General features: G+C 44.3%; 22 protein-coding genes and 1 pseudogene. 19 read left to right on the top strand and 4 right to left on the bottom strand.

All coding sequences use genetic code 11. The features are described from left to right. The first annotated feature begins 45 nt into the window (after positions 1-45). Positions 46-414, top strand: coding sequence for a hypothetical protein (locus DESYODRAFT_RS10320; protein WP_007782696.1), 369 nt, complete (start codon positions 46-48; stop codon positions 412-414). A 611-nt stretch (positions 415-1025) separates the two neighbouring features. Here the strand turns inward: DESYODRAFT_RS10320 and DESYODRAFT_RS10325 are convergent. Both DESYODRAFT_RS10325 and DESYODRAFT_RS10330 read right to left on the bottom strand, forming a co-directional pair. Continuing rightward, positions 1026-1190, bottom strand: a pseudogene (locus DESYODRAFT_RS10325) (DUF3102 domain-containing protein); the annotation flags it as partial. 56 nt (positions 1191-1246) lie between these two features. Further along, the gene (locus tag DESYODRAFT_RS10330; RefSeq protein ID WP_042338432.1) at positions 1247-1789 is read right to left on the bottom strand and encodes a hypothetical protein; all 543 of its coding nucleotides are present in this window, start codon (positions 1787-1789) and stop codon (positions 1247-1249) included. A 904-nt stretch (positions 1790-2693) separates the two neighbouring features. Here DESYODRAFT_RS10330 and DESYODRAFT_RS10335 point away from each other — a divergent pair. The 3 genes from DESYODRAFT_RS10335 to DESYODRAFT_RS10345 all read left to right on the top strand — a co-directional run bounded on the left by DESYODRAFT_RS10335 (position 2694) and on the right by DESYODRAFT_RS10345 (position 5393). After that, on the top strand, positions 2694-3506 hold the full coding sequence (locus DESYODRAFT_RS10335) for a hypothetical protein (RefSeq protein WP_007782698.1): 813 nt from the start codon (positions 2694-2696) through the stop codon (positions 3504-3506). 45 nt (positions 3507-3551) lie between these two features. Beyond that, positions 3552-4070, top strand: a complete 519-nt coding sequence (locus DESYODRAFT_RS10340; RefSeq protein ID WP_157137153.1) for a hypothetical protein — start codon at positions 3552-3554, stop codon at positions 4068-4070. A 195-nt stretch (positions 4071-4265) separates the two neighbouring features. Continuing rightward, positions 4266-5393: an acyltransferase family protein gene (locus DESYODRAFT_RS10345; protein ID WP_007782702.1), complete on the top strand. Its 1128-nt coding sequence runs from the start codon at positions 4266-4268 to the stop codon at positions 5391-5393. A 130-nt stretch (positions 5394-5523) separates the two neighbouring features. Here DESYODRAFT_RS10345 and DESYODRAFT_RS29530 read toward each other — a convergent pair whose 3' ends face one another. Then, a complete protein-coding gene (locus tag DESYODRAFT_RS29530) occupies positions 5524-5655 on the bottom strand; it encodes a hypothetical protein (protein ID WP_282433053.1) in 132 nt (43 codons plus the stop codon). Between the two features lie 327 nt (positions 5656-5982). Between DESYODRAFT_RS29530 and DESYODRAFT_RS10350 the strand changes: the two genes are divergently transcribed. The 11 genes from DESYODRAFT_RS10350 to DESYODRAFT_RS10400 all read left to right on the top strand — a co-directional run bounded on the left by DESYODRAFT_RS10350 (position 5983) and on the right by DESYODRAFT_RS10400 (position 18414). After that, a complete protein-coding gene (locus DESYODRAFT_RS10350) occupies positions 5983-7194 on the top strand; it encodes an IS110 family RNA-guided transposase (protein WP_007782704.1) in 1212 nt (403 codons plus the stop codon). Positions 7195-7642: 448 nt separating this feature from the next. Beyond that, positions 7643-9286 carry a hydroxylamine reductase gene (gene hcp / locus DESYODRAFT_RS10355; RefSeq protein ID WP_007782707.1) on the top strand — a complete coding sequence of 548 codons (1644 nt, stop codon included), beginning with the start codon at positions 7643-7645 and terminating at the stop codon, positions 9284-9286. A gap of 151 nt (positions 9287-9437) precedes the next feature. Then, entirely contained in the window at positions 9438-12008 is a 2571-nt protein-coding gene (locus tag DESYODRAFT_RS10360; protein WP_007782709.1) for a molybdopterin-dependent oxidoreductase, read from the top strand. Continuing rightward, a complete protein-coding gene (locus tag DESYODRAFT_RS10365) occupies positions 12005-12691 on the top strand; it encodes a 4Fe-4S dicluster domain-containing protein (protein ID WP_007782711.1) in 687 nt (228 codons plus the stop codon). Before DESYODRAFT_RS10360 ends, DESYODRAFT_RS10365 begins: the two co-directional genes overlap by 4 nt. 13 nt (positions 12692-12704) lie before the next feature. Next, a complete protein-coding gene (gene nrfD / locus DESYODRAFT_RS10370; protein ID WP_007782715.1) occupies positions 12705-13958 on the top strand; it encodes an NrfD/PsrC family molybdoenzyme membrane anchor subunit in 1254 nt (417 codons plus the stop codon). A 105-nt stretch (positions 13959-14063) separates the two neighbouring features. Next, entirely contained in the window at positions 14064-14720 is a 657-nt protein-coding gene (locus DESYODRAFT_RS10375; protein WP_007782717.1) for a superoxide dismutase, read from the top strand. Positions 14721-14806: 86 nt separating this feature from the next. Then, positions 14807-14986, top strand: a complete 180-nt coding sequence (locus DESYODRAFT_RS10380) for a hypothetical protein (RefSeq protein ID WP_007782720.1) — start codon at positions 14807-14809, stop codon at positions 14984-14986. Positions 14987-15334: 348 nt separating this feature from the next. Further along, positions 15335-15655, top strand: coding sequence for a heavy metal-binding domain-containing protein (locus DESYODRAFT_RS10385; protein ID WP_007782723.1), 321 nt, complete (start codon positions 15335-15337; stop codon positions 15653-15655). A 210-nt stretch (positions 15656-15865) separates the two neighbouring features. Beyond that, positions 15866-16825, top strand: coding sequence for a metallophosphoesterase family protein (locus DESYODRAFT_RS10390; protein WP_007782725.1), 960 nt, complete (start codon positions 15866-15868; stop codon positions 16823-16825). Positions 16826-16852: 27 nt separating this feature from the next. Continuing rightward, positions 16853-17428, top strand: a complete 576-nt coding sequence (locus DESYODRAFT_RS10395; protein ID WP_007782728.1) for a GDSL-type esterase/lipase family protein — start codon at positions 16853-16855, stop codon at positions 17426-17428. A 74-nt stretch (positions 17429-17502) separates the two neighbouring features. Next, a complete protein-coding gene (locus DESYODRAFT_RS10400; RefSeq protein WP_007782730.1) occupies positions 17503-18414 on the top strand; it encodes an Fpg/Nei family DNA glycosylase in 912 nt (303 codons plus the stop codon). A 138-nt stretch (positions 18415-18552) separates the two neighbouring features. Here the strand turns inward: DESYODRAFT_RS10400 and DESYODRAFT_RS10405 are convergent, their stop codons facing one another. After that, entirely contained in the window at positions 18553-18840 is a 288-nt protein-coding gene (locus DESYODRAFT_RS10405; RefSeq protein WP_007782733.1) for a LapA family protein, read from the bottom strand. Between the two features lie 187 nt (positions 18841-19027). Between DESYODRAFT_RS10405 and DESYODRAFT_RS10410 the strand changes: the two genes are divergently transcribed. The 4 genes from DESYODRAFT_RS10410 (at position 19028) to DESYODRAFT_RS10425 (ending at position 25304) form a co-directional block, all read left to right on the top strand. After that, complete coding sequence (locus DESYODRAFT_RS10410) at positions 19028-20083, top strand: GerMN domain-containing protein (protein WP_007782735.1); 1056 nt, start codon at positions 19028-19030, stop codon at positions 20081-20083. Between the two features lie 64 nt (positions 20084-20147). Next, entirely contained in the window at positions 20148-21272 is a 1125-nt protein-coding gene (locus DESYODRAFT_RS10415) for a metallophosphoesterase family protein (protein ID WP_007782736.1), read from the top strand. Then, positions 21262-23703 (top strand): ATP-binding protein, encoded by a 2442-nt coding sequence (locus DESYODRAFT_RS10420; protein ID WP_007782739.1) that lies wholly within the window; start codon positions 21262-21264, stop codon positions 23701-23703. The genes DESYODRAFT_RS10415 and DESYODRAFT_RS10420 overlap by 11 nt, the downstream gene beginning before the upstream one ends. A 173-nt stretch (positions 23704-23876) precedes the next feature. Beyond that, positions 23877-25304 (top strand): peptidoglycan DD-metalloendopeptidase family protein, encoded by a 1428-nt coding sequence (locus DESYODRAFT_RS10425; protein ID WP_007782743.1) that lies wholly within the window; start codon positions 23877-23879, stop codon positions 25302-25304. The last annotated feature ends 1004 nt before the right edge of the window (positions 25305-26308 follow it).

Below are 26308 nucleotides of genomic sequence, written 5' to 3' on the forward strand. Positions count from 1 at the left end.
AAGGTTCTAAACGGCAGCTGTCGGCTTAGTGCGGAGGGAGAAAAAATGATAGGTTCACTTACCAGTAATACATATGCAGCTATGATGAGCGATCACCAAGAAACAAGAGATATTTGCTTAGTCCCTTACCATGTGACCTTTGCGTCTTTAAATAAGGTCAAGTTTTACCGGGACTTCAACATGGAAGTAAATAGCGAATTTATCTCATATCTGGAGAGGGAAGCTCAATCAACCATTTCTAAGCTTAAAAACACGTCACTTTTTCGCAATGGAGTTATTGAAAATGTTACATCCGATATCAATGTATCGGAACGAATTATCTATTTCGATGTTATCTTAGCTTCAAAAGTAACCCATACTTCCTTTATTGAACTCTTAGGATACTTGAATAATTGTTTACAGAACAAACGATAACCACCTTGATCAGAGTTTCTGGAATAGAATGATATCAAGAAGCTGATAAGTGATGAAAGGATAGGTTTGATTCTTCTCTTTATAAAAGGCATGGACAAGATTGTGTCCATGCCTTTTGCTATGGGGTATTCATCCCAAATTCCCGAAGTTCAGCTTTGCTGAACGAGTTGTGCTTCATTATGTAAGACATCTCCATTAAACTAATTGATTTAGTTTAATGGAGATGCAAAAGCTTGTTTTTAGTAATTAAATTACTTAATTAAAAACGGACGTCTATTTAACGTCCGCTAGTGTTGTGTGTTCATCATAGGGCCAAAGCCAAGAACCAAAGTAAACCAGGAATCCCCAAAAAAACCTTATAGCACGCATATATTTAGCTCCTCTCTATAGGTAATAAAAGGGTTGGGTACAAAATATTTGATAATTATTCCGTTACTTCATAATATCCCCGCACAGAATTTTTGTCAATTACAAATGAAGACGAAATGGTAATAATAGATAAATTTTATTGCAAAAATTAAATGCTTACTTAACTCCAGGCGATCGTGCGATTCCAGGGAATCCTTCAGTTGCTTGGCCGTTATACCTAAAAGAAGTACCGCTTACTTCCTCAAATTCGGATTCGAATCCGAATTTGAGGAAGTAAGCGGTACGGCTCCGTACTCTATGAAGATACGCATCAGTTTTTGGGCCCTGCTCTGGGAGAAATCCACGGACTCCTCCAGCCACTTGCCCCATTCTCCATGCTTGAGCAGGGTCTTGGCCTCCGTCAGCCTTCATTTTGTTAATTTCCTGCTTTTAGGGATGTAAACAAACTAGCAATCCAATAATCCTATCGGTATGAAAACACCATTAATGGTACTCCTGATGTAGCGTCAACTACTACATTATATTCACCTTTTTGATACCCTGCAGGTACAGAACTATCTTGTGTTTCAGGGGGTTTTGTGCCAATGAGACTATGAACAGGGATGAGCATATTTTCGTAGGAAATAATATAAACAGGTAAATGGTCAATCAATTTTTTTGTCTTTAAAACTGGATTCTTCTCCAGAGCTTCCTGAGAAAATGCGTTAAACTTAGGGACTGTTAACACTTGATATTCTACAGTGTAATCAGTTTTGCCATTTAACCCTGGATAAGTTACGCTTGCGTTTCTTATAGCCACATTGGGCGATATTATCGCTGGTTGGGCAGGTACATTAAATTGATAACCTATTTTACTTAAAGCAGCTAGATTTTGGCTTGTTATTGGCTCAACGCCAACTAAATAAGTGGTAGTGGCACTGCTATTTCTTGGTTTAATTAAACTAATAGTCCCTAATAGGGATAGGGTAATCACAATAACGATACTAACTTTAATGAACTTTATCATGTTTAGAACCTCCTTAAATTAGTTTCGGGTATCCCAATAATTAAACGACGCATTTGGGTTGCCAACAATATAACTATCTTTATATAGGACACCAACTGGGGATTGTTCTGCCCAATTTAGTGCTGGGTTAAGAGTCCAAACTTTAATACTAATAACGTATCAAAGGCTTATTTTCTGACGGTTATTATTCACATTAATACAGCACACTTTTGGCGCCGTGTGGAACCGTCAACAATTGGAAGATCGGGAACGTGCCGATCACAGTACAGTTAACACCTTTGATTATCTTAGCAAGCAAAACCTTGTCAGCCGTTTTTCCGTATCCATAACGCGACAACTCCTACATAGGTTGAATAATGCTTTTAAACGTGTAAAATGTGATTATGGATTATGTTGAAGGGCGATAAGAGATACCAATGACCGAAAGGGATACCGTTAAAAAGACGATCGTATTCTCGACAACGTTCTAAGAATCAAGGGGCTATTGCCGATAAGTCACAGACCGAATTGATTATTTGAAATTCTTGAAAGAAACGTTAATCCGAAGTTGTATAACTACTAGATGGATCGACACCCGAATGAGATCGCCGCAAGCGAAAAAAGTCAAACATGAACAACCACGTAAAATAGTGAAAAGACGCATGGATTCGAGTTACCACGATACAAGATTCGAAACAAGCGTCTTTTTCGGCTTTTTACGGTATTGATTGACTACGGAACATTACGTATACCATGGGTAATTTCATAAATACATACTCGGAAATACAGAAAATTAAAAATGATGCAAAGACGGTAAACATACGGACTAACGCTTATGCAATGTCAACACACCGTAAACGATCGACGGGATGAATAGCGCCAACCGTATAGTAGGATGAAAGGCAACGAAGGGAAGGTCATCTTAATGCAGAAAAAAGTGAAGATCATCATGGGCGCGTTATCGGCGACCCTATTAATTAGCGGCGGCGTCGCATTAGCGAACACATATAGTAATCCCGCCACACAAACGCAAGTGTCAGTGGAAGACGTGATCGTTGAAAACCCAAGCGTCAAAGCGATCGACACAGTACCGAATGACACAACCGGGAAGTTGACGTTTCTAAGGGGCGAATATGTAGGCGAAACTAAGGACGGCATGGCGTCGGGTAAGGGAATCATAACGTACAATAATGGCGACACTTGGAAAGGCGATTTTCTTTTCAATCAAGAAAGTGGTACGGGTATATTCACGGGAAGCGGGACAATCGGTTCGGTAGAATTGACGTATCCCGTCCCGACAGCCGCGCCTAAATCAGAAGACGCAAGTCACAGAGTACCACCACCCGAAGGCGCTTATTATCCGAAGCCAGATCGACCAACCGGGATATACATTCATAAGATTACGTTCCACGAAGGTTTTAGGACGCCGGGAATGAAGGCGGTCGATATTCACATTATGGCAAGAAGCAACAATAGTGAAAACGAATTAATTCAAGGACGCGACGAAATCGTTAGCATTACCGGAACGACCGGGAAGGTTTACGATATGACAGGAACCAAGCGAACAGGCATCAACACAAACGCGGCTTGGGAAAATTACCAAGAACAAGAGATTACGCAGTATCAAGATGTAAGCGTGAATGAAAAGGGTATCACTTCGATTGTAGTACGCCGGGACGGTCAGTTGATAACCGTCAAGCCCGACGAAAATACCAAATATGATACGACACATAGATAAGAGAAACTCAACAATTAAGGGATACGAGAAGGGATGTATGTGTTCATGCAAAAAAGAACTATCGTCACAGGCATACTGGGCGCGGCTTTATTAATTGGCGGGGGTATTGGGGTTGTGTACGCTAATAAGCCAACCGAACCCGCTACCGTAGTGCAAGCTGACGCAACACAAGCGCCCGTTGTAGAACCGAAAGTTGAACCCCAAGCGCCGGTTGAAGAAAAGCAAGTTGAAGCAAAACCAGTTGAAACAAAAACCGAACCGATCGCCAAAGCGCCTGTCAAAAAAGTTGAGACACAGGCACCCGCTAAGACTACCACACCTGACCCAAACGCCGTAACAAAAGGTAAGTTGGTATTATATCTAGGCGGCGATCAAAACCTTGTGTATGACTATGTTGGTGAAACTAAGGACGGCAAAGCGAATGGTCACGGAACTATGACGTCAAGAAAGACGGGCGGCACTTGGACGGGGAATTTTATGAATAATAGTCCGGCGGGCGAAGGGAAGTCCACCCGTATAGTTGACGGGGAGATTATCACGGAAACAATTTTTTGGGGAATCTAAATTAAATACGCAGTACAAAGGCGCTCCGGTCAATGACCAAAGCGTCTTTTTGTCGTCTTATTGAAGATGAATAAATTAGACGTATAATTCGTGAAAATTGTTTAAACGTGATAAAGATAGGAGTATGCTAACATACTAAGTAACAGTAAAACGGCGGGCGTAATAACCTGCCTAACTGAAAGGCAGAAGGTTATCATGGAAAAAGGTAAATTACGTTTCGACTGTATTGATATATTTAGGGGACTTACTATATCATTAATGCTTATATGTAGTAATCCGGGGAACATCACAAATATTCCTGCACAGTTAAGGCACGCGGATTGGAACGGTGCAACGATAGGCGATTTTGTTTTCCCGTTTTTTATATTTAGCATGGGCATTGTCGTTCCTATTGCCATTAATAGGAGATTGGAAAAGGGGATAAGTCAAATGCGCATTATTATCAATGTGCTAAATCGTAGTATTGTTATGTTTCTATTAGGTTTAATTTTAAACGGGTTCCCGACCTTTGACCTTGCTATTATTAGGGTTCCGGGCGTTCTTCAACGAATAGCAATCGTATATTTTTGTTCGGCGCTTATTTACTTACTATTCAAGTCAATCGTTAAAAAAGACCTGGTGCAAATCGGTATTCTAACGCTTATAGCGGTTCTATTGCTTGCCATATACTATTGGTTATTAAAAGGCCTTCAGGTTCCCGGAATAGAAGGGCTTAAAGGCGGGCTTGTTTCCTATATCGACCTGAAATACCTTAAAGGGCATCTATACACGCCAACATTCGACCCGGAAGGTATTTTAAGTACAATCCCGGCGTTAAGTTCGGGGATTATCGGGGTTGTTGTTGGTATGATCTTTTTAAGACGGGATAGTCGCTTTGTAAAAATGACTATCTTCGTATGTAGCGGTATTTTATTGATAATCTTTGCCGAATGGTTTAATGCTTACTTTCCATATAATAAACAACTTTGGTCAAGTTCATTTGTCTTACTAACGTCGGGATTCGGTATCCTGGTATTAACTATTTTCTATTTGCTAACTGATATTTTGAAAATTGGTAGAACACTAACACCGTTCAAAGCTATTGGGGCAAGTCCAATTTTCGTTTACTTTATTTCCGAAATAATTGGAAGATCGTTATGGCAAATTCCTATAAAGGATTCTATCTCAGGTAACATTATGACCTTTAAATTCTGGATAACGGAAAGGTTTATAAGTCCTTGGGCGCATGGATTAGATTCAGTATACTTTTCTGTTTCATATGCGCTGGTGTGGATGGCGATTATGGGTTTTCTTTATCATAAGAAGATACATATTCGCCTATAGATAACAACGCCGGGGCGAAATTACTCGTCGCATAATCTTATGTATTTAAAGAGTAGCCGCCCATGCCGCCTACGGCACCATCAGATGATGAAATAGATCCTTTGGGTCGGGCGGCTTCGTCCACATCCGCTCACCGCAGCACTCCGAGGCTCGCCCACTCGCCGGTGCGGGACTCCGCCAAACCTCCGGGTAATACCTGAGGTGAACCCGTGGCTCCGTATCCCCGCACCGTCTTGTGGGCTTTTACCGCCTCTTCATGCAATGGGTTCGCTTCTGTGGACGAAGCTGCCCTGCTTAAGGGTCTGGGGATTCCTCTGCATGTCTTTAGGGTCTTTTTTCAGAGTAGCCTGCCATGCCGCTGTCGCAGCACCATCAGATGATGAAAAATGTTAGATTGTGGCAAGGATATTCTTGTGGCTGGCGAAGATGGGTCGAGGGTTCTTGGTACTAAGAGTCCGAAGAGTAGTCTGACCTCAGTATCTCGGTGCACCACAGATTGTTGCTCCCTTTGGGAAGCACGCAGGGTAGATTGCTCTAATGCGAGTTGCTGCACCAGTCGCGATAATTAGCCACAGAAAGGGTTATCGAGTTGCAAATCATTCATCCAAGATGTTGCGGTATGGACATTCATAAGAAGTCAATAACCGCATGTTGCATCACTCCTAACGGCAAAGAGATTCGAACCTTTGGCACCATGACAGAAGATATTTTAGAACTAGCTCAATGGGTAAAGAGTAAAGGCTGTACCCAAGCAGCTATGGAAAGCACCGGCGTGTATTGGAAACCCATTTACAATGTTATGGAATTAGAAGAGATTCAAACGTTAGTGGTCAATGCGGCACATATTAAGGCGGTTCCAGGGCGTAAGACCGATGTTAAGGATGCAGAGTGGATTGCGGATTTATTAAGGCATGGACTTTTACAGGGCAGCTATATTCCTGACAAAGATCAGCGTGAACTACGCGAGTTAGTTCGTTATCGCAAGAGTTTGGTTAATGAGCGATCCCGTGAAGTCAATCGACTGGATAAGGTCCTTCAAGGTGCTAACATCAAGCTTTCTTCCGTAGCTACCGATATCATGGGCGTTTCCGGAAGAGCTATGCTTGAAGCAATGCTTAATGATGAGGAAGACACTAAAGTCCTCGCGGGCTTAGCCAAGGGAAAGCTTAAAAGTAAGATTAAAGATCTTGAGCGGGCTCTTAAAGGAATCATCGGCAACCATCAGCGATTGCTCATTTCCACACAGCTCAAGCATATCGACTTTTTAACCCAACAGATTGAAAGTCTTAATCGGGAGATTGGTCAACGAATGCTCCCTTTTGAGGAAGACCTGGAGATATTGGATTCAATTCCCGGAATTGCTCGACGAGGTGCCGAAGAAATCCTTGCGGAAATTGGTACCGATATGAGCCGATTCCCATCGGCGGCCCATTTATCCTCGTGGGCTGGAATGTCTCCAGGTAATCACGAAAGTGCAGGAAAACGAAAGTCGGGAAGAACAAATAAAGGGAATAAAGCGTTACGAACTGCCTTAGTAGAAGCCGCGAATGCTGCATCGCATACCAAAGATACCTATTTATCCGCTAAATATCACCGCCTTGCTGCCCGAAGAGGCAAGAAACGTGCTGCCGTAGCTGTTGGACATTCTATTCTGGTTACCATTTACTATTTACTGAAAACACACCAAATGTATAAAGATTTAGGTGCCAACTATATCGATTATTCTAAAAAGCAAGCAACCATTAGGAGACATCTTAAATCACTAGAAAGTTTAGGGGTGAATGTTCAAATCGTTTCTTAAAAAGAGTTAAGAATATAACCAGGTTCCAAAAGTATATTTTTGGGGCTTTGGGAGGGCGTTTTTTTGTCTGTCAGGGTAATGCTTTCGGGTCTTTAATTTTTCAGGGTAGTAATTGACAAGCGTGGGCGCGACATACGAAAGGGGAACAAAAACTCGAAAGGTTAGAAAAGGAATGGGTAAGTGAACGATAACTATACTCAACGCTTCATAACAAAAGGATGGCTAATAAGAACCATATGCAAAATATTTCGTAACCGTGTGATTAAAACGTCACGCGGTTTTCTTTTATGAGAAGCGAACGTCCGATTTTCTATTACCTATTATCACCTTTGAACCGTGACCTGAATCACATATCAGCGTCGCTTACTCTGATAGTATAAACGCATAAGAAAAACGGACGCGGAAGTCATCAAGCGTCTGGAATAAATGGAAGAAAAGGGGTTGCCAAATGAGTATGTTTTGTTATCAGTGTCAGGAAACTGCCAAAGGAACCGGTTGCACAATCAAAGGAGTCTGTGGAAAAACCGAAAATGTCGCTAATTTGCAAGATCTTCTGATCTACACATTAAAGGGAATCGCCGTTTATGCAGTTCAGGCACGGCAACGCTATCTCATTCGTAAAGATGTTGAAAAATTCATCATGGAAAGCCTCTTTAGTACAATTACCAATGCCAACTTTGATAAAAACCGTTTTGAACAGCGTATCAAGGAAGGACTCCTGCTTCGTGAAGATCTTAAGCAAGCTCTCATTAGGGTGGGAGGTATAATTCCAGAAAACTTACCCGATGCCGCTACATGGGTGGAACCTGCCTCTGGGTTTGAAAAGAAAGCTGCTGCCATCGGCATTTTAGCCACGGAAAATGAAGATATCCGGTCTCTCAGAGAGTTGCTCACCTACGGTCTGAAAGGTATGGCCGCCTATGCGGAACACGCCTATACCCTTGAGTACCAAGCCAGCGGTATCTTCGCTTTCATCGAAAAAGCTTTGGCCGCGACTCTGGATGATTCACTTGAAGTCGGTGATCTGGTAGCTTTAGTCCTGGAAGCCGGGAAATACGGTGTGGATGTCATGGCCCTTCTGGATCAAGCCAACACCACAACTTACGGAAACCCGGAACTCACTAAAGTTAACATCGGGGTCAGAAGTAATCCGGCTATCTTGATCAGCGGTCACGACCTGAAGGATCTCGAAGAATTGCTCATTCAAACCGCGGGAACCGGCGTGGATGTTTATACCCACGGCGAAATGCTCCCGGCCCATTACTACCCGGCCTTTAAGAAGTACGATCATTTTGTCGGCAACTACGGAAATGCCTGGTATAAACAAGACAAAGAATTCGACTCCTTTAACGGACCTATTTTCTTAACCACCAACTGCCTTGTTCCTCCTAAAGATTCCTATAAAGACCGTGTCTACACCACCGGAGTAGTGGGATTTGAAGGAGTGAAACACATCCCGGACCGTGCAGACGGCAAGGCCAAAGATTTCTCCGCCCTGATTGCCCACGCCAAGAGCTGCCCGGCCCCAACGGAAATTGAAACCGGCGAAATCATCGGCGGATTTGCCCACAATCAAGTCCTGGCCCTTGCCGACAAAGTGGTGGATGCCGTAAAATCTGGAGCCATTAAGCGTTTCTTCGTTATGGCAGGGTGTGACGGCCGCATGAAGAGCAGAGACTATTACACGGATTTTGCCAAAGCCCTTCCTCAGGACACGGTGATCCTGACAGCCGGATGTGCCAAATACAAATACAATAAACTAAACCTGGGCGACATCGGCGGCATCCCCAGAGTGCTTGACGCGGGACAATGCAACGACTCCTACTCCTTAGCTGTAATCGCCTTGAAACTCAAAGAAGTCTTCGGACTCGATGATGTTAACAAGCTTCCCATTTCCTATAACATTGCCTGGTATGAGCAAAAAGCGGTTATCGTGCTGCTGGCCCTGCTTCACTTAGGCGTAAAAAATATTCATCTTGGACCAACTCTTCCGGGCTTCTTATCCCCGAATGTGGTCAAAGTCTTAGTCGAAAACTTCGGCATCGGAGGCATCTCCAATGTTGAAGATGATCTCAAAATGTTCATGGCATAAGTAGAACGCTTACGAAGGTAAGCCGGCATAAGAGACTGCCTTCCATTCCGAAGGCAGTCACTTTACTATAAGTTTTGATATTCAGTTAGTCGAGTTCTCCAGCGAAGTTAATCGCTGTGGCGTGTCGGAAATAAGTAGGAGGTGTTCGAAAATGGAAATCAGGATTCCGAAGCTTTCCCGCCGGCAATTTCTTAAAGGGACAGCGGCTGCCGGAGCTTTCGCAGGGACGATCGGCACTGCTTCCCTGATTCAACGAGCAGGGGCTGCGCCCAAGCAAAGCGGCCCTCAGATAAACTATGTGCGCACCACCTGTTCTCCCAACTGTACCGGGGCCTGTGGAATGAATGCCCTTGTCGAAGACGGTCAGGTTAAGTCAATTATTCAAGCCGCCGATTATCCTGAGGCTGACTATAATCCGCGGGGGTGTCTGAAAGGGCTTTCCATGACGAACCTGATCTATGGTCCGGACCGGCTGCAGAAGCCCCTTATACTAAATGGAAAACCCGGTTCAGGTGATTTTAAGGAGACTTCCTGGCCTGAAGCCTTGGATTATACTGCCGGAAGATTGAAGGAAATTGCCGGCAAGTATGGTCCGGAATCCATCGGTGTGCTTTTTCAGGTGGGGGGGACCGGGTATGTGCAAAAAGGGGCAGTCAGCCGCTTAGCGACCTTAGCCGGCTGGACCTTGCATCATGCCTACGATCAAAACGGAGACTTGCCCATGTTTTGGCCAATGACCTTTGGGGTCCAAAGTGAAGAACTTGAGCCTCGGGAATGGCATAACTCCCGCTATGTCATGATTTTTGGCTCGAATATCTTAGCAACCCGGATACCTGATGCCCACTTTCTCCTTGAAGGGAGGAATCGCGGTGCCAAGATCTCGGTTTTTGATCCTAACTTCAGCCCTACAGCAGCAAAAGCGGATGAATGGATTAAGATTAAACCCAGCAGTGACGCTGCGGTTGCCTTAGGGTTGGCCCGGGTGCTGATCGAAGAGACTCTATACGATTCTGACTTCATTAAAACCTTCACAGATCTTCCGCTTCTTGTACGCGTCGATAATGGCAAACGTTTAAAGGCTGATGAGGTCAAAGGTCTTGTTAAACCATCTGATATTCCGGTTTACCGGGAAGCTTATGTTGCTTATAACGGACAGTTTATGGCAGTACATCCGGAAAGACTTGACCTGCCCGCAGATATAAGAATTGAGGGTGAACTGGATGTTGCTCTTAAAACAGGAGAAGTGGTAAAAGTCAAACCTGCCTTCCAATTACTAAGAGAAAGTCTCGCCCAATACACTCCGGAAGAGATTGAAAAATTAACAGAGATCCCCAAAGATGATCTGGTCCGTATCGCTCGTGAAATGGCGGGAACGAAACCGCTTCATGTCATCTATGGAGCAGGTAATTATCAGTGGTATCATGGGGATCTAAAGGGGAGAGCTTTAGCTTTGCTGCCGGTTCTCACTGGAAATATCGGACAGCCCGGTGCGGGAATTTCTACATATGCAGGTCAGTACAGAATCCGCTTCAAGGTTGCAGAATGGTGGGTTCCGGAAGGCAAAAAGCAAAATTGGCTGCCATTTCTCTATGTTCTGCACGGTCCCACCAAAACCATGCAAGCCAAGTGGCCTGCTAATGGTATTAAAGCCCTGGTAATAGGGTGGGGAAATCCCATTGATCAGCACAACATGTCTAATAAGCTGCGTGAAATGGTAGAAAATGAGGATTTGGAATTGGTTGTGACCACAGATTTTCAAATGACTACGACCTGTCAGTATAGCCATGTGGTTTTACCTGCGGTGTCTTGGTATGAAAAAACGGATCTGGTGGCTACTCCGGTTCACCCCTACCTTCAACTCCAGCAGCCGGCGGTCGCCCCCCTTTATGAGGGAAAACCAGAGTTTTGGATTGTACGGGAACTGGCCAGACGTCTCAATCCGGATTTTGAAAAATACTTTTACCCGGACCTGGAGCCTAATCAGGCGGCGGAAAAGGTTATTGAGCTTTTACTCCATACAGGGGGACCTGAGGTCGCCGGTATTACTCTGGAACAACTTAAAAAAGGTCCGGTACGCTTGAAGTCCGAAGTCCCCGGAGGACGGCAGATACCCTTCTACGAACAGGTCCAGCATAAAAAGCCGTTTCCGCCGGTCAGTCTGCCCGCTAAACTTGAGCAAACCGCACAATTCGTGAAGAGCGGGAGGATAGAATTCTACAAAGACGAAGATCTCATGCTTCAGGCGGGTGAGGCCTTACCCGTGCATAAACCTCCCTTTGAGGAGAGTGAGTATGCTTTAAATCCTGAAGTCCGGGCAAAGTATCAATTCTGCTACGTTACCCGGAATGCCATTTACCGGGTGCATTCCACACATTCTAATAATGTTTGGCTGAATGAACTTCAAGAGGGAAAGCCGAGAGTTTGGCTTAATCCCGAAGATGGCCGGGAAAAGGGGATTCAAGAAGGGGATCAGGTCGAAATCTATAATGACCGCGGGACAGTTACGGCTTATGCGATTATCGATCCGGGGGTCGGCAGAAAACAAGCAGTCTTTGAGCAAGGATGGTGGAGCCGTTATTTAACCGGGGCATCCTACAACTCCTTAACCTATCCCTTTATTAAATCCACTCATGAACTATATTTTGTTCCGGGAATGTGGTCGCCAAACACGGCTTGGAATGAATGCCTTTGTGATGTAAGAAAGGTGGGGGATAGTCAATGAGATTAGGAATGGTGATTGACTTAGACCGCTGTATCGGCTGCCGGTCCTGTGCGGTGGCCTGCAAATCCCACAATGCTCAGCCGCCCGGGACTTGGTGGAATAGGGTTTTCACGCCTGGGGCTTCATTTCATCAAGCCGCCGTCGGAAAAAACGGAGCCATGCAAATGGACTATCTGCCTGTTTCTTGTCAGATGTGCGATAATCCCGCCTGCCAAAAAGTTTGTCCATCAGGGGCTACCTATACGGATGAACGGGGTGTGGTGCTGATCGATTATGAGCGCTGTATAGGGTGCCGGTACTGTATTGCAGCCTGTCCCTATGGAGTCCGCCAATATAACTGGGAAGATCCGAAAAAGGCCAAAAACAGGGTGGGATATAAAAAGGACTATGAATATGGCTACCCCGCTGATTTCCGGGATAAAGACGGCAGGCTGGTATTCACCCCGAATCGGCCGGTCGGAGTTGCAGAAAAATGTACCTTCTGTGCCCAATACACTTCCAGAGGGGAAGAACCGGCCTGTGTTCAGGGTTGTCCGGGGAAGGTTCGGATTTTTGGAGATCTTGATGATCCAGCCTCAGAGGTCAGTCAACTGATCAAAAAACGGCCAACCTTTCGCTTGAAAGAGGAATTGGGCACTTCGCCCAAAGTATTCTATCTGGCCCCCGCGAAACCGATACGCTAAGGAGGTGGAGTCGATGAAAAAGAGCAGTTTACTATTGGGCCTGGCCGCAGCCATCATTCTGGTGAGTCTTTCGGCTTGGATTTATCAAGTGAATAACGGTTTAATCGTCACAAATTTACGAAATTCATTCAGCTGGGGTTTATATATTGCAACCTTTGCCTTTTTTGTAGGGGTAGCGGCCGGGGGACTAATTATATCCTCTTCGGTTTATCTCTTTAATATTGAAAAGCTTAAACCATTTACCCGCATCGCATCTCTCTCAGCCTTTGCCAGTATTCTGGGTGCCGGGGCCATGATTCTGCCGGATATGGGCCGGGTGGATCGGGTTTGGAATATCTTTGTTTACCCGAATTTTAAATCCCCTTTGGTTTGGGATGTTATTGTTATCTCAGCTTACCTTCTTATTACGTTCTTAAGCGTCTATGTTCAGCTTTTGCCGGATTGGAAAGAGGAGGGACGAGGGCTTCTCAATGGGTGGACTAAAACACACTCCCAAGACTATGTCAACCAGTTCTCCAAAAAATGGTCAAAGCGCGTAGCGCTGGTCGGCTTACCCGTGGCCATTTTAATTCACACAGTAACAGCGCTGATCTTTGCAACCCAGGCATCCCGTGGGTGGTGGAACACAGCGGTGCTGCCTCCGGACTTTGTTTCAGTGGCGGTTGCCTCCGGTACGGCCCTGGTTCTGGTAATTGCTCTGCTGGCCGTAGGAAAAGAACAGTTTGAAGAGTATAAGGGAGCGTTTCAAACCATGGCATTAATTATCTCAGGGTCCTTAGTGGTGCATTTTTTCTTCGTTTCTATGGATTTAATCACCCATGGCTGGTGGGGGAACCCTGAGGGAAGGGAAATCCTGTCTCTTCTTTTCGGGCACTACGGATTTCTCTACGCCACAGAATTACTGCTGCCGGCCTTCACCATGATGTTCTTTTTTATCAAGAAGGATAAGTATAGTTACCGGTCCCTGATCATGGGAAGTCTGCTCCTGTTTATCGGAGTATTTGCCCACCGCTTGATGCTGATGTTCCCGGCTTTTAATGCTATTCCCCTTTCTTTAGCTATTCCGGGAGCGGGGATAGAAAGTTGGGCATATCCCGTGGCAGTTGGTCAGCTTCGGGAAGGCATGCCGGTCTTTGTAAGTTCATGGAACTACACTCCAACATTAATTGAATATGCCGTCGCCCTTTTACCCTTCGGTTTAGTACTTTTTGTCGTCACAGCAGCCCTGAGGATGTATAATTTTTTACCGCAAAAACGGGTTATGTAAACTCCGGGAACCTTTACCCCCTTCTTTTCAAAGAATTTTCACCTATGACCTTAGCTGGAATAAGATAGTTTATTACAGATTCTATGAATTGGAGGGGGTTGTATTATGCAGTACTTAAGGGTTCCTATCGGACAGCACAGATTACCGGGATTACCTTATTCATACCAGGCGCTTCAGCCTGTTATCAGTGCCGGATTGCTGGAAATTCACCATAATCAGCATCATAAATCCTATGTAGAAGGTCTGAATAAAGCGGAGCTTAAGCTCGCTGAAGCACGGCATAAAAGAGATTACAGCCTGATCAAGCATTGGGAGCGGGAAATTGCTTTTCATGGTTCCGGTCATATTCTGCACAGCATTTATTGGACCTCAATGGCTCCCATGGGGAATCGCTGGGAAACTCCGGGGTCTCAGACTCATAAGTTTATCCTTGATTCGTTCGGCAGCTTTATTTCCTTTCAGGAACAGTTCAGTGAGGCTGCTATAAATGTGGAAGGGTCGGGCTGGAGTGTATTAGTTTGGCAGCCCGGCTGGGGACGCCTAGAAATCCTGGCTGTTGAGAAACATCAGAATTGCTTTCAGGCAGGCGGTATCCCGCTGCTGGTCATGGATGTCTGGGAGCATGCTTATTATCTGGATTATCTATGGAAACGTAAAGATTATGTATGGTCCTGGTGGCAGATTGTTAATTGGAGTGCAGTAGAAAGAAGGCTGGCCCTTGCTGTGTCAGGACAGATGCCCCTGGTAATTAGTCAGAGTTAGGTGCTTGCTTATACATAAAAAATGCCGCAAGTCAAATGCTATAGACTAAACAGTGAGCTGTTTTAAATTAGCGGAGGTGTTGACTTGTGAGAAAATGGGAAGATTTGACCAAGGATGAGCAAGAAATCATTACAACTATGAAAATGCAGGGGATCAGTCCTGATGAGCTAATTGAACGGATGCGCAGCTCCGGAAGAATGAGTCCGGAAGCAATCGAAGGTTTAAGAAAAGCCCTCGATGATGTAAGGGAGTTTTTGGTTCATTAAATCTAAACTTACAGACTCAGTTTTTAAAGTATCTAGGCAACTTTATTAATAATGTCAACCCATCAAATATGGAAGGAGTGTCTTACTCAGGGACACTCCTTCCATATTGTATTATGATCCCCATAGCACTCTTCAGAATGGAATAGTTTTGCCGATTAATTTATTTCGACTGCTCTTAATAGGTTCATTATTCACTTCCGCGCAGTTTACAATATTCCAGTTGCTTTATGGTTTTTGCGGTTAATATCTATAATTTTTACAAGCTAAATGGGGAAGCCTATTGATTGTTAATAGATGGAATATCGACTATAATCAAAAAGAGTATTGAAAAAATAGGGGGTAAAAAACATGATCCTAACAACCACGCCGTCAATCGAGGGTCGAAAAATCACATCCTATTTCGGTGTCATTACCGGGGAAGCTATTATGGGCGCTAACATTATGCGGGATATTTTTGCCAGTATTACGGATATTATTGGCGGGCGTTCCGGTGCGTATGAAGAAAAATTACAACAAGCCCGGCAAGTAGCTTTGCAGGAATTAGAGGAACGAGCCCTACGCTTAGGGGCTAACGCGGTCGTAGGAATTGATCTGGATTATGAGGTAGTCGGCCAAAGCGGCAGTATGTTAATGGTCAGTGCTTCAGGTACAGCAGTGCGCATAGAATAGTACGTATGTTCAATAGGTTTTTAAGCGTGGCTTGATAACTAACTCCAGTGCCGGTTAAGGTCAATGATCATCTTAACCGGCTTTACAGAGTTCACACAGCTGGTTTTGCGAGCTCTGTAGGGTTAAAGGATCGGATCAGCTGCCCAGGCTCTTAAATGTTCCGGCAAATGCACTGCGTTCGCTGCAGGTTGTTAAGAATGGAGATGGATAATGAGAAGACTTTTATTGTTGCTTTGTATTATGATTGTATCCGGGCTGTCTCTATTTAATAATGAAACGTTCGTACCCCCTGACAAGGCCGCCAACTCACAAGCATCTTCCTATAGTCTCGTTTTTGCAGTTATAGGAGATGTTCATGCCAATACGGACAGTCTTGAGAAAGCGATTAGAGATCTCCATACTATCAACCCGGAGTTGAATGCCCTGATATTCAATGGAGATACTGTCGATCAAGGGATTAAGAAGCAATATGATGCCCTGGAAAAGACGCTGCTTAAAACTAATTCCATGCTGCCGAAAACGATCATCAAAAACATAGGAAATCATGAGTTTTTCAACTATGATATAGAAATAAACAGTCCTCAGGATGTCAGGGACTTTATAAACCGTTATCTGGAATTTGCTGATGTGGATAAGGTCTATCATGACACTTGGGTCAATGGATACCATTTCATATCTTTAGGGTCAGAAGATGGAAATTCTCAAACCCTTGATTCGATAAGAGCCTATATTTCTGATGAACAGCGGAAGTGGCTGACCGGAAAACTGGCTGAGAACTATGTACCGGGCAAGCCAATCTTTGTCTTTCTTCATCAGCCTCTGAATAGTAATCCTAGCAGCGGGTGGGTTGGATCTGATCAGAGTGAAGAGATTAGAAAAATCTTAGCTCAATATCCGGAGGTTATACTATTCTCATCCCATACCCATGCTGATTTGACAGAGAAAAGTGTTGTCTTAAACCAGCCTTTTACCAAGGTTCATACAGGTGCCATACATTACACCATTGTACGGCACGCTCAAGAGCAGAGCAGAACGAGAGAGCCTTTTATAAAAGGCTTATATGTTGAAGTTATGGGAAACAAAGTTATTATAAAAGGAAGAAATATGAAAGATCAGTCATGGATCTTTACCCAAGAGATTAATGGTGTGAGTGCCCAATCATCAGCATAGGGCTGGAAGGAGTCAATGATCCGGACTATGAAAAGGACGACTAAACTAGTGGCCATCGGGGATTCTATCACGGAGGGATTTCCCTATACAAAAAAGGAGTCCTGGGTGACCTATATCTCTCAGGAATTTCCCTTTCAGGTCATTAATAAAGGGATAAACGGGGATTTAACACAGAACATACGTGATCGCTTCCGACGGGATGTAGTTTCCTTCAATCCAAGTCATGCTATTATCCTGGGAGGAACCAATGATGCCTATGCAAACTATCCATTACAAAGTGTCAGCCATAATTTCGAAGTGATGGTAAAAATATGCCGGGACGAGGGGATTACCCCCATCTTGGGCTTGCCCATTCCTCTCCTGGAGCCGGAAGAAGAAATGTATCTTTCGCAATATCGAAATTGGTTAATAGACTATGGGAAACTGAAAAACCTATTAACCATAGATTTCTATACTCCGTTTCTGGAGTCCATTGAAGCCGGTGAGGAGGCCAGATTTTTTGCGGATGAAGCACACCCCAGTCTTGAAGGGTATAAATTAATGGCTCAGACGGCCCTGCATGATTTAAGGATCTTCCTAAAAATACCCTTTGAACAGGATTAAGCGTTAAGTGAATTAATCCTCATAACCCGGGGAATTATAATAAGCACCAGAGGTGAAAGGGGATTGAGGACTTTATGCCTGAAGTTCCTGAAATGGAGATCTATAAGAACTATTTGAACCAGTGGGTTAAGGATAAACATATCAATAAGGTTAATGTTTTGCGGGCTAAAAGTGTTAACCTGGAAAGTTCGGAATTTTGCCGGGCAGTGATGGGTAAAAAAATCGACGGCATTTCACGGCGAGGTAAATACCTCGTCTTTCATCTCAATGACGGTCACTTTCTCCTGACCCATATGATGCTGGATGGCAGACTCTTTCTCTTGACAACTGATTCAGAAACTATGTTGGAACAAGAGAGTGACGTAAGCCAGCCCATGACATTACAGTCTGAGATTTTAGAAAGCAGTGCCGAGGATTTAAAACAGAAATTAAAAATGCTGCCGGGAAGGGCAAGCGTGGTTTTCGGTTTATCAGATGGTTCGGTGCTCTTTTTCTGCAGTCTTACACTTGGCTATTTGCACTACCTTGGACAGGAGCAGCTTGAGAGGAAATTACGGGAATTAGGCAAAGATCCATTAGATTCAAAGGTTAGTGCCCAGGATTTTTCTCAATTACTTGAGAGAAAACGGGGAATGATCAAACCGTGGCTGATGAATCCTAAAAATATCTCCGGAGTGGGAAATGCCTACTCTAATGAAGCATTATTTAGCGCGGGCGTTTTGCCGACGCGCTTGATTTCTCAACTAAGTTCTAATGAAAAAGTAACGCTCTTTAATTCCTTAGTGAGCATTATTAAAGATTCAATCCGCCTGGGCGGGGACATGGAAGAACCCTTTGCGGCCTGGGACGATTTCACAGGGGGATATAATGCCTATTTCAAAGTATATGATCGGGCCGGGAAACCCTGTTTGGTTTGCCAAGAGACCATTCAAAAGACTGAAGTGGGGGGTAGAAACGCATTTTTTTGTCCGCACTGTCAACAGTGATAAATCAATAAGGGAGGCAAAGCCTAATCCATCCGCCGCTTATTCGATAGAAGTATGAGCAAGGGACAAATAAGCGAGACAGAACCCTTTGTTAATAGGGCGCTGTCTCGTTTAGTTTGTCAATATTGATATTCCGGATTAATCGTCTGATTGATTTGAGGCTGAAACGTTGGATTGGGCAGTAAGATCCTTTGTCAAAGGTTCATCCTTCGGGTGCTGCTTAGACCTGAGTTTTAGTCTTAGTTCCCGCCAGATGGCCAAGAGAAGCATGATTAAAGCTCCGGCAAAGGCAGATCCTAAGATTACCAGGACTAAAGGAACTTCTTTGGTAATCCAAAGAAGCTGGATCGTAACTAAAGTTGCATTTTGTACAGCAAAGACTGCAATAAGAAGGGAACATATCAGTGACAAGATGAGTACAACCACCTTGCATTCCTCCTTCGCTCATTTCAAAATCTATTCGACTATCATCTGCAGGATTCCTGCCTAACCTTCACAGACTTTACTTTATTCTCATAATTAAACATAAGTTGTTTTTTTTAAGGTTTTATTGACTGGGTAATTAATCTAAGAAGTGCTATACTAAGGCTAATAACCATAAGGAGGGGTAGCGTTGAAAAAGATACTTTTTGTTATAACCTTATTATTTACACTGATTCTTTTAAATGGTTGTGCTAATAAGAAGGATAATAAACCACCGGTTGAGGATTTAAAACCACAAGAAACAGCGCAGCCACTCAGCATTCAGGATTATTCCTTTAAAGAGAACACAAACTATGTGTTTGCAGGGGAAGGGAATGAATATGCTTCTTACAACCTTTACGTTGATTACAGCGAAAATAATCGTGTTCAGATACGATCGAATAACGGCGGAACTGAAATGGTGAAGGTGCTGGAAAACAAGGATGGGGAGCTGACCCTGTTATTTTCAAGGGAGGAAACCTATTTTCGCGAGAATCTGATCCAAAGCCCGGCTAATAAAAACGAAATTTTATTGAAGGAACCACTTACGGTAGGAACTTCCTGGACACTGACAGATGGCAGAAAACGGTCAATTACCAATGTTGAGGCAGACGTAAAAACTCCTTCAGGCACGTATAAAGCATTGGAGGTTACCACTGAAGGAAAAGACGATAAAACTCAGGATTATTATGCCCCAAATATTGGTCTCGTAAAATCTATTTTTACTTCAAACGGAATGGTTGTTACCTCTTCTTTAAGCAAAGTTGAGAACAATGTTCCCTTAACTCAAACCGTAAAATTCTTTTATCCCAATGTCAATGAGGATAAGCTCTATTATGTCGATAAGACCCTCTCTATGGGGACGAATGATCTGACCAAAGCTGTCGTTGAGAAAGCATTTAAGGAATTGCCTAAAGGAGACATATCGAAGGTGCTGGGTCCTGATGTTAAGATTAAAAGTTTATATTTGAATAAGGACAACATGGTCTATGTAGATTTTACCAAAGACTTTGTAAGCGAAATGAACGCCGGCTCCGGTTATGAGACCATGATTTTGCAGAGCATCACTAATACCCTGGGAAACTATTATGGGGTTGACAAGGTTTATATAACTATCGAAGGGGAGCCATACGCCTCCGGGCATTATATGATGAAAAAAGGTGAGTACTTCAAAGTAGACTTAAACAACAGTGCCGAGCTGCGTTGAGTCTATGTGTGATAGCGAAGGCTGGGGATTCAGCTTTGCTGAGAGTTGCGGATGAGGTGAAAAAGTGGCTTCGTGTGTACGTTTCTTACAATGTGCCGGCTTTCTCTTTGATAGTCCTGTGTGGGATGGACCGGCGGAGTGGACATCAATCCGAAATCAAGATTTGTGGCAGACCTTCCAAACCGTCCTCTCGCTCTGCCGAACGGAAAGGATTGATGTTCTCTTTATAACCGGTGATCTATTTGAACAAGACTATGTACGCAGAGAAACTGTCGAGCGGGTAGCGCAGTCATTAGGCCAATTGGAAGGTATCCGGATTTTTATTACTCCGGGTAAGCGGGATCCGCTGGTTATGACGTCTGCTTACCGCCTGACGGCTTGGCCGGGCAATGTGCACATATTCTCCAGTGGGGTTAAAAGTGTCGGCATACCTGACCTTAATGCCACTGTTTCCGGTGCGGCATGGACAGCCTATCATCAGGCAACTCCTTTTTTGGATGATTTTCGGGCGCCGGATGATGGTGCTCTTCAGCTGTTGCTTCTCCATGCTGAAGCAGATACTGAGAAGAATATTGCGTTCAGCGGCTTGGATTACTTAGCTTTGGGACATGGTGATACTTGGAGCGGCATTCAAAAGAGCGGGGAAACCTACTGGGCGGATTGCGGTGCGGTTGAAGCCAGAAGTTTTCATCATGGCGGTTCCCATGGTGTGATAATAGGGGAAGTTAACAAAGATTCTTCTCAATTTGAATTTCGGGAATTGGGACAACGGTCTTATATTGAAATCGATTTAGCGGTCCAGCCTGAGGATACTATGGAGGGGATTCTCGAAAAATTACTGGCCGAAACCAGCCCGGAAGGACGTCAGAAGGATCTGTTCAGAGTCAATCTGACAGGAACCTTATTAAACCTGCAAGAGAATGCTCAATTTTTACAAAAACGTTTAAAGACTGAGTTTCGTTTCCTGGAAGTTCTCACCCTGGATGAGAAAACTCACTCACTATTAAGATCACCGGGAGTAACGGCAAAAAAAGATTTGGGCTATCCTACTCAAGCTCAGATATTTATGGATAAATTACAAGAGCGCTTAGTGAATGCCGATGATTCTGAGAGTAAGAAATACTGGGAGTTTGTGCAAAAAATCGGACTGACAGCGCTGGAGCAGGGACGGGTATTCGATGAGGATTGAACGCATCAGAATCAATAATTTATGGGGTCTGGGGGATGTCGACTGGATATTTCCCTCAGGCCCTGTGTTGCTTTTATTCCAGAACAAAAGCGATCAGAGGTTGTTTGGGGATGTACTGCTGACCCTATTTTATGATCAGGAATTGCCATTACCGAAGGAACAGATTCCAAAGGCTGCAGCCGAAGTGTGGCTAACCTGCCGGGGGGACGGTCCTTTTGACACAGGTTATCATATCCGTCATGAAATCAGGAAAAGGAATCACGAATTAGAGCAGTTTACTACCCTAATCGATGAAACAGGCCAGATTGTTGGTCTGCCGGAAAGGATGAAGATTGGAGATTATTTATATAAAGCTCAGCTTCAGGCTTTTCAGCAAGGAGGGCTTGTGGAATGGCCTGAAATTGATCATTATGATTCTCTTGTCCGGCGCATCCATAATTTGTCCCAAGGAGGGGATGAGGGACTTTCTTTTAAAAAAGTCCAGGCTTCTATTGCCGGGGCACAAATGAAACTCCAGGACCAAAAGGAGAAAATGGCTCTGGTGAAGGCCGAGTATGATACTCTAAGGCTTAATTGGGAGACAGCTCACCGGCATCAGGATGATGAACGTTTACTTCAGATTGAACTAAAAAACTTAAAAGAACAGGAACTAATTCTATCCGAAAAGATAGCTTCAGCTGCCAGCCTGCAGAAACGTTTAGAGCTGCTTTCGCAAAATCCTGATTACCGGGAGCTGCGCCAGCTTCAAGACGAGATAACCTGTCTGGAAGAACGTTTACAAAGCTTAGAAGCTAGTTTAACGGAGATTTCCTCAGATACGGTTTTGGATAATGCGGTCATTGAGGGGTTACGTGAAGAGTGCCTGGAGTGGGGGTGCTTTCAGAAAAACTTAAGCTCCTCGGCGGCTAAAATTCAAGCGTGCTCAAGCCAAATACTTAACACTCAAAACCTGCTCCAAGCATCGGGATACGAGGGATTATCAGATAACGAGGATGTGCTGCTGAAGAGAGCGGAAGAAGAAAGAGACAAGGCTCAGGAGAAGCTGAATAAGCTTCTCGTTGAAAAAGGAGAACTTGACAAACTCAGAAATTTATACAATCAAGAACAATCCCGTTTTGAAAATCTGGCTGTGATGGCTGGCGTAACAGAGGCCGATATGATCAGGATTGCTCAGAAAGAAAAGCAATTGGAAATGTGGCGGGACTCTAAAGTCGGCGGCACTTTAGACCGGACGCTGCGTAAGCGGTTAGGGGTTAAAAGTATCGCAGAGAGATTATCCTCTTATCTGCTTAATTACTATGAGCAGTACCAGGTGAGGAACTACCAGGAGTTTACGAGTCAGCTTAAGCAATATGCTGACCAAAAAGAGAGCCTGGAAAGAATGAAGGATAAGCTAGAAAAACTGCAAAAAGAAGTGAGTCAAGAGAGTCATTTAATCCGGATTGTAAATTCGCGTAATGAACGCTTAAAACATGCTTTTAGTGCAGTTCAGGCGGCAGATTTATCGGAATGGCTAAACGGATGGCAAGATTATCAACGAAAAAAACAGCAGCTGACCGCGGAGCTTAATGAGTTAAATGCTGAACTGAAACAACAATCGATTCTGGAAGAAAAGCTTGCCGCCTGCTCGGAAGTATTGCGTGATAAATTAAAGAGTTGGGGGGTACTGGCCGAAGTCAGAGAGGAAGCGTTGGAAGCCGTTCTTAAAATTGCCCATCAACTTCAAGAAAGAGATGAGGCGAAAAAGGAAATCTCAGAGTTTACAGAGAGGTTTTATAGTTTGCTCGGTGATCGGGATATGGTACAACTCAGCAATTCTTTAGAACCATTAGCGGAATTGGAACGTGAAAAACGCCTTACGGACGAAGAAAGGCTGGCTGAAATGTCGGCATGGGATAAAGAACAAGCGGAAATCCGGCAAAACTTAGTTGTTTTGAAACAACGTCTTCAGAACAACCGGAAAGGTACCTCCTTGTCTGTTCTCGAAAAAGAAATAGAGGATATGAAACGTCAGTGGTTATCCTATGAAGATTTACGCCATGCCTTAGAGGATGTTCAGGTTATCTTAGAATTATCCTGGCAGGAATGGCAAACAAAACACGCAAAGAGACTTAGCGAAGAAAAACAGTGGATTTACGAGCAGTGTTTCTTGGTGCCAGCCCTAACTACAGACAGAGAGACGATCTCGAGAAGGGCCTATTTTTCCTATCGTATGGCCGTAGCGCAATTAGCACTTCATGTCAACACGGAGGTGCCCTTGCTTTTCTCAGTGGGAAAAATAAAGGAAGAGGATCAAAGGTTTTGGTTAGAAGTGGCCGGCTATCTTCAGAAATTGTCACTTTCCAGACAAGTCGTCTTCAGCATCACGGATTCTAAGCTAAGTGAGAAGCTTTATAAAAACGGCTGGTCTCTTTTAGCTGTAGAATCTTAAAGAATGCTTAACACTGCCTATGATAACGAAATTATGTTTAGATTTCTTCATAAGGTTGACAACAATAGCAGAATAATAGAAAATGATAGAGGATAAGCGCAAAAAAACACTTCTTTTTGGTTTGGTTCAAACAAAACTGGTTTATGAAAGAGATTAAATTTAAGGGGGGTTCTATGAAAAAGGTTGGTCTACTCATGAAGGAATATCTCGAAATTCTAAAAGCTAAGATATTCACAAACAAGACTATGTCATGGAAATCTCCAAAAGTCATAGGTGGATCGATCGCACTTATGCTCTTGATGGGGAGTGGAATAGTTTATCTTAATTCGACAACCTCAGCTGTCTATGTTGTCGTAAACGGAGAAAAGATCGGACTAGTCGCCAGTAAAAACCAAGCAGTGGAGATGATCGATCAGATCCTTGCTGAAAAAGGGGCTCCATGGGGTATTGCAGCTAAGACCCATGATGGTATTACATACTCCTCCATCCGAATTAAGAACTCAGAGTATCAGCCCCTTTCTAAGGAAGAGTTAGCAGAGGATATTTCTTACTATGCTGATGGGGTCATGTTAACGGTTAATAAAGAGCCGATCTTTGTTTTGGCTAAAGCAGAGGATGGGGAGAAATTACTCAAGGATTTTCAAGAGTTTTATGCCCAGCCTAGTGATAAAAATCAAGTAACATCGGTTAGATTTGAAGATGAGGTAGAAACTCAGCCGGTGGAAGTCCCGCTGGAACAAGCTCTTTCCTATGAGCAGGCTTTAGAAAAGCTAAAACAGGGTAATTTGCATAAAATAGAATATACCATTCAGGAAAACGATTCTTGGTGGCTCATAGCGCGGAAAAACGATATGAAGACAAAAGAAGTCCTAGCCGGCAATCCGGGGACAAATGAAGATACAATTCTTAAACCTGGTGAAAAAATTATCTTAGAAAAGCTAGAGCCCTATATAACGGTGGTAAGTGAAGGTGTTCGCACAGAAACTGAAACGATTCCTTTTGATGTAGTCACGGAAACCGACACAAGTCTTCCCAGCGGACAATCGAAAGTTAAACAAGCGGGAAATGACGGACAAAAAGAAGTTCAATATTCATACGTCCAAAAGAATGATAAGATATTGTCTCAAACTGTTAAGGATGAAAAAATTTTAAAAAAGGCTGTTGACCAAGTAATTGCCAAAGGACCGCAGGCCAAGGTTACAGTTGCCTATTCCCGCGGAAGCGGCAGAATTGCTTCCGGGCTGTCCTGGCCATTAAGCGGAAGAATAAATTCTTATTATGGTTATCGCGGTTCAGAATTCCATACAGGAATTGATATTGATGGTGATAAGGGTGATCCATACGTAGCCGCAGCTTCCGGTAAAGTTGTAAGTGCCGGCTATAACGGTAACTATGGATACGCAATTCTCATCGATCATGGCAATGGAATCATGACCCGCTATGCTCATTCCAGTAAACTTCTGGTTTCCGGCGGACAAAGTGTGTCCAAAGGCCAGACGATTGGCTTAGTGGGATCGACGGGTCGCTCGACCGGGTCACATCTGCACTTTGAAGTGATTATCAATGGGGAAACTGTAAATCCTCTCAATTCACTAAGATAAAAACCCCGTCTAAATTAAAAAGTCTTAGGCATTTTCATTGAAGAATGCCTAAGACTTTTTTTCTTTGGGATAATTTTCGATCTGTGGCTAATTATCGCGATTGGTGCAGCAAGCCGCATGAGAACAATCTATTCTGAAAAAGAAGACTCTCGTTTTCATCACCTGATGGTGCCGCAGCAGAGGCATGAAGGGCTACTACCCTGAAAAAAGCCTCCTGGGTTAGACAGGAGGTCGGTTCTACTGCCTGGCTCTGGGGCGGAGCGCTTGTCTGCTGTGTTAACCCGTGCGAAGACAGTGTCTTCGGTCTGCACGCGTCTGCGAGTTCCGCCGCTGGCTCGCTGGACGGTTCGCGAGCGCGTCCGAACCTCTGGGTATTTCTGGCCGCATGCTATGCCATCCGTGGCGCATGCGGCACTAGGAACATCGTGTTCCGTCGCATGTGAACCTGCGGCGCGCTACGGGGACGCGAACCGTCTGCGCTCGCCTTAGCGCGGCTCCACTGACGCATCCGCTTAGCAGATAAGCGCTCCTTCAGCCAGTTTGTTGGGAATGCAAGCAGAACTTTGGGGGGAGGCTGGTAAGGCTTCGTGGAATCTTTTTCATCTTCTGATGGTGCTGCGGCAGCAGCATAGGCGTCTACCCTGAAAAATTAAAGACCCTAAAGACATGCAGAAGAATCCCCAGACCCGTAAGCAGGGCAGATTCGCCCACAGAAGCGAACCCATGGCATGAAGAGGTGGTTAAAGCCCACAAGACGGTGCGGGGAGACGGAGCCACGGGTTCACATCAGGTATTACCCGGAGGTTTGGCGGAGTCCCGCACCGGTGAGTGGGCGAGCCTCGGAATGCTGCGGTGAGCGGATGTGGGCGAATCTGCCCGACCCGGGAGCGACCCCATTTTCATCCTCCGCTGGTGCCGCGTCAGCAGCATGGGCGTCTACTTTTCATGCTTTTAAACCATGTAAGTTCTTAGCTGAAAAGGAACAAACATCATGTTGCGGGCCT

Source organism: Desulfosporosinus youngiae DSM 17734 (genome assembly GCF_000244895.1).
GTDB classification, from domain to species: Bacteria; Bacillota; Desulfitobacteriia; order Desulfitobacteriales; family Desulfitobacteriaceae; genus Desulfosporosinus; species Desulfosporosinus youngiae.

What these genes read in the sequence shown, in the direction of transcription:
- DESYODRAFT_RS10320 (WP_007782696.1), top strand. Translation starts at nt 46, where the DNA reads ATGATAGGTTCACTTACCAGTAATACATATGCAGCTATGATGAGCGAT.
- DESYODRAFT_RS10330 (WP_042338432.1), bottom strand. Translation starts at nt 1,789, where the DNA reads ATGATAAAGTTCATTAAAGTTAGTATCGTTATTGTGATTACCCTATCC.
- DESYODRAFT_RS10335 (WP_007782698.1), top strand. Translation starts at nt 2,694, where the DNA reads ATGCAGAAAAAAGTGAAGATCATCATGGGCGCGTTATCGGCGACCCTA.
- DESYODRAFT_RS10340 (WP_157137153.1), top strand. Translation starts at nt 3,552, where the DNA reads ATGCAAAAAAGAACTATCGTCACAGGCATACTGGGCGCGGCTTTATTA.
- DESYODRAFT_RS10345 (WP_007782702.1), top strand. Translation starts at nt 4,266, where the DNA reads ATGGAAAAAGGTAAATTACGTTTCGACTGTATTGATATATTTAGGGGA.
- hcp (WP_007782707.1), top strand. Translation starts at nt 7,643, where the DNA reads ATGAGTATGTTTTGTTATCAGTGTCAGGAAACTGCCAAAGGAACCGGT.
- DESYODRAFT_RS10360 (WP_007782709.1), top strand. Translation starts at nt 9,438, where the DNA reads ATGGAAATCAGGATTCCGAAGCTTTCCCGCCGGCAATTTCTTAAAGGG.
- DESYODRAFT_RS10365 (WP_007782711.1), top strand. Translation starts at nt 12,005, where the DNA reads ATGAGATTAGGAATGGTGATTGACTTAGACCGCTGTATCGGCTGCCGG.
- nrfD (WP_007782715.1), top strand. Translation starts at nt 12,705, where the DNA reads ATGAAAAAGAGCAGTTTACTATTGGGCCTGGCCGCAGCCATCATTCTG.
- DESYODRAFT_RS10375 (WP_007782717.1), top strand. Translation starts at nt 14,064, where the DNA reads ATGCAGTACTTAAGGGTTCCTATCGGACAGCACAGATTACCGGGATTA.
- DESYODRAFT_RS10385 (WP_007782723.1), top strand. Translation starts at nt 15,335, where the DNA reads ATGATCCTAACAACCACGCCGTCAATCGAGGGTCGAAAAATCACATCC.
- DESYODRAFT_RS10390 (WP_007782725.1), top strand. Translation starts at nt 15,866, where the DNA reads ATGAGAAGACTTTTATTGTTGCTTTGTATTATGATTGTATCCGGGCTG.
- DESYODRAFT_RS10395 (WP_007782728.1), top strand. Translation starts at nt 16,853, where the DNA reads ATGAAAAGGACGACTAAACTAGTGGCCATCGGGGATTCTATCACGGAG.
- DESYODRAFT_RS10400 (WP_007782730.1), top strand. Translation starts at nt 17,503, where the DNA reads ATGCCTGAAGTTCCTGAAATGGAGATCTATAAGAACTATTTGAACCAG.
- DESYODRAFT_RS10420 (WP_007782739.1), top strand. Translation starts at nt 21,262, where the DNA reads ATGAGGATTGAACGCATCAGAATCAATAATTTATGGGGTCTGGGGGAT.
- DESYODRAFT_RS10425 (WP_007782743.1), top strand. Translation starts at nt 23,877, where the DNA reads ATGAAAAAGGTTGGTCTACTCATGAAGGAATATCTCGAAATTCTAAAA.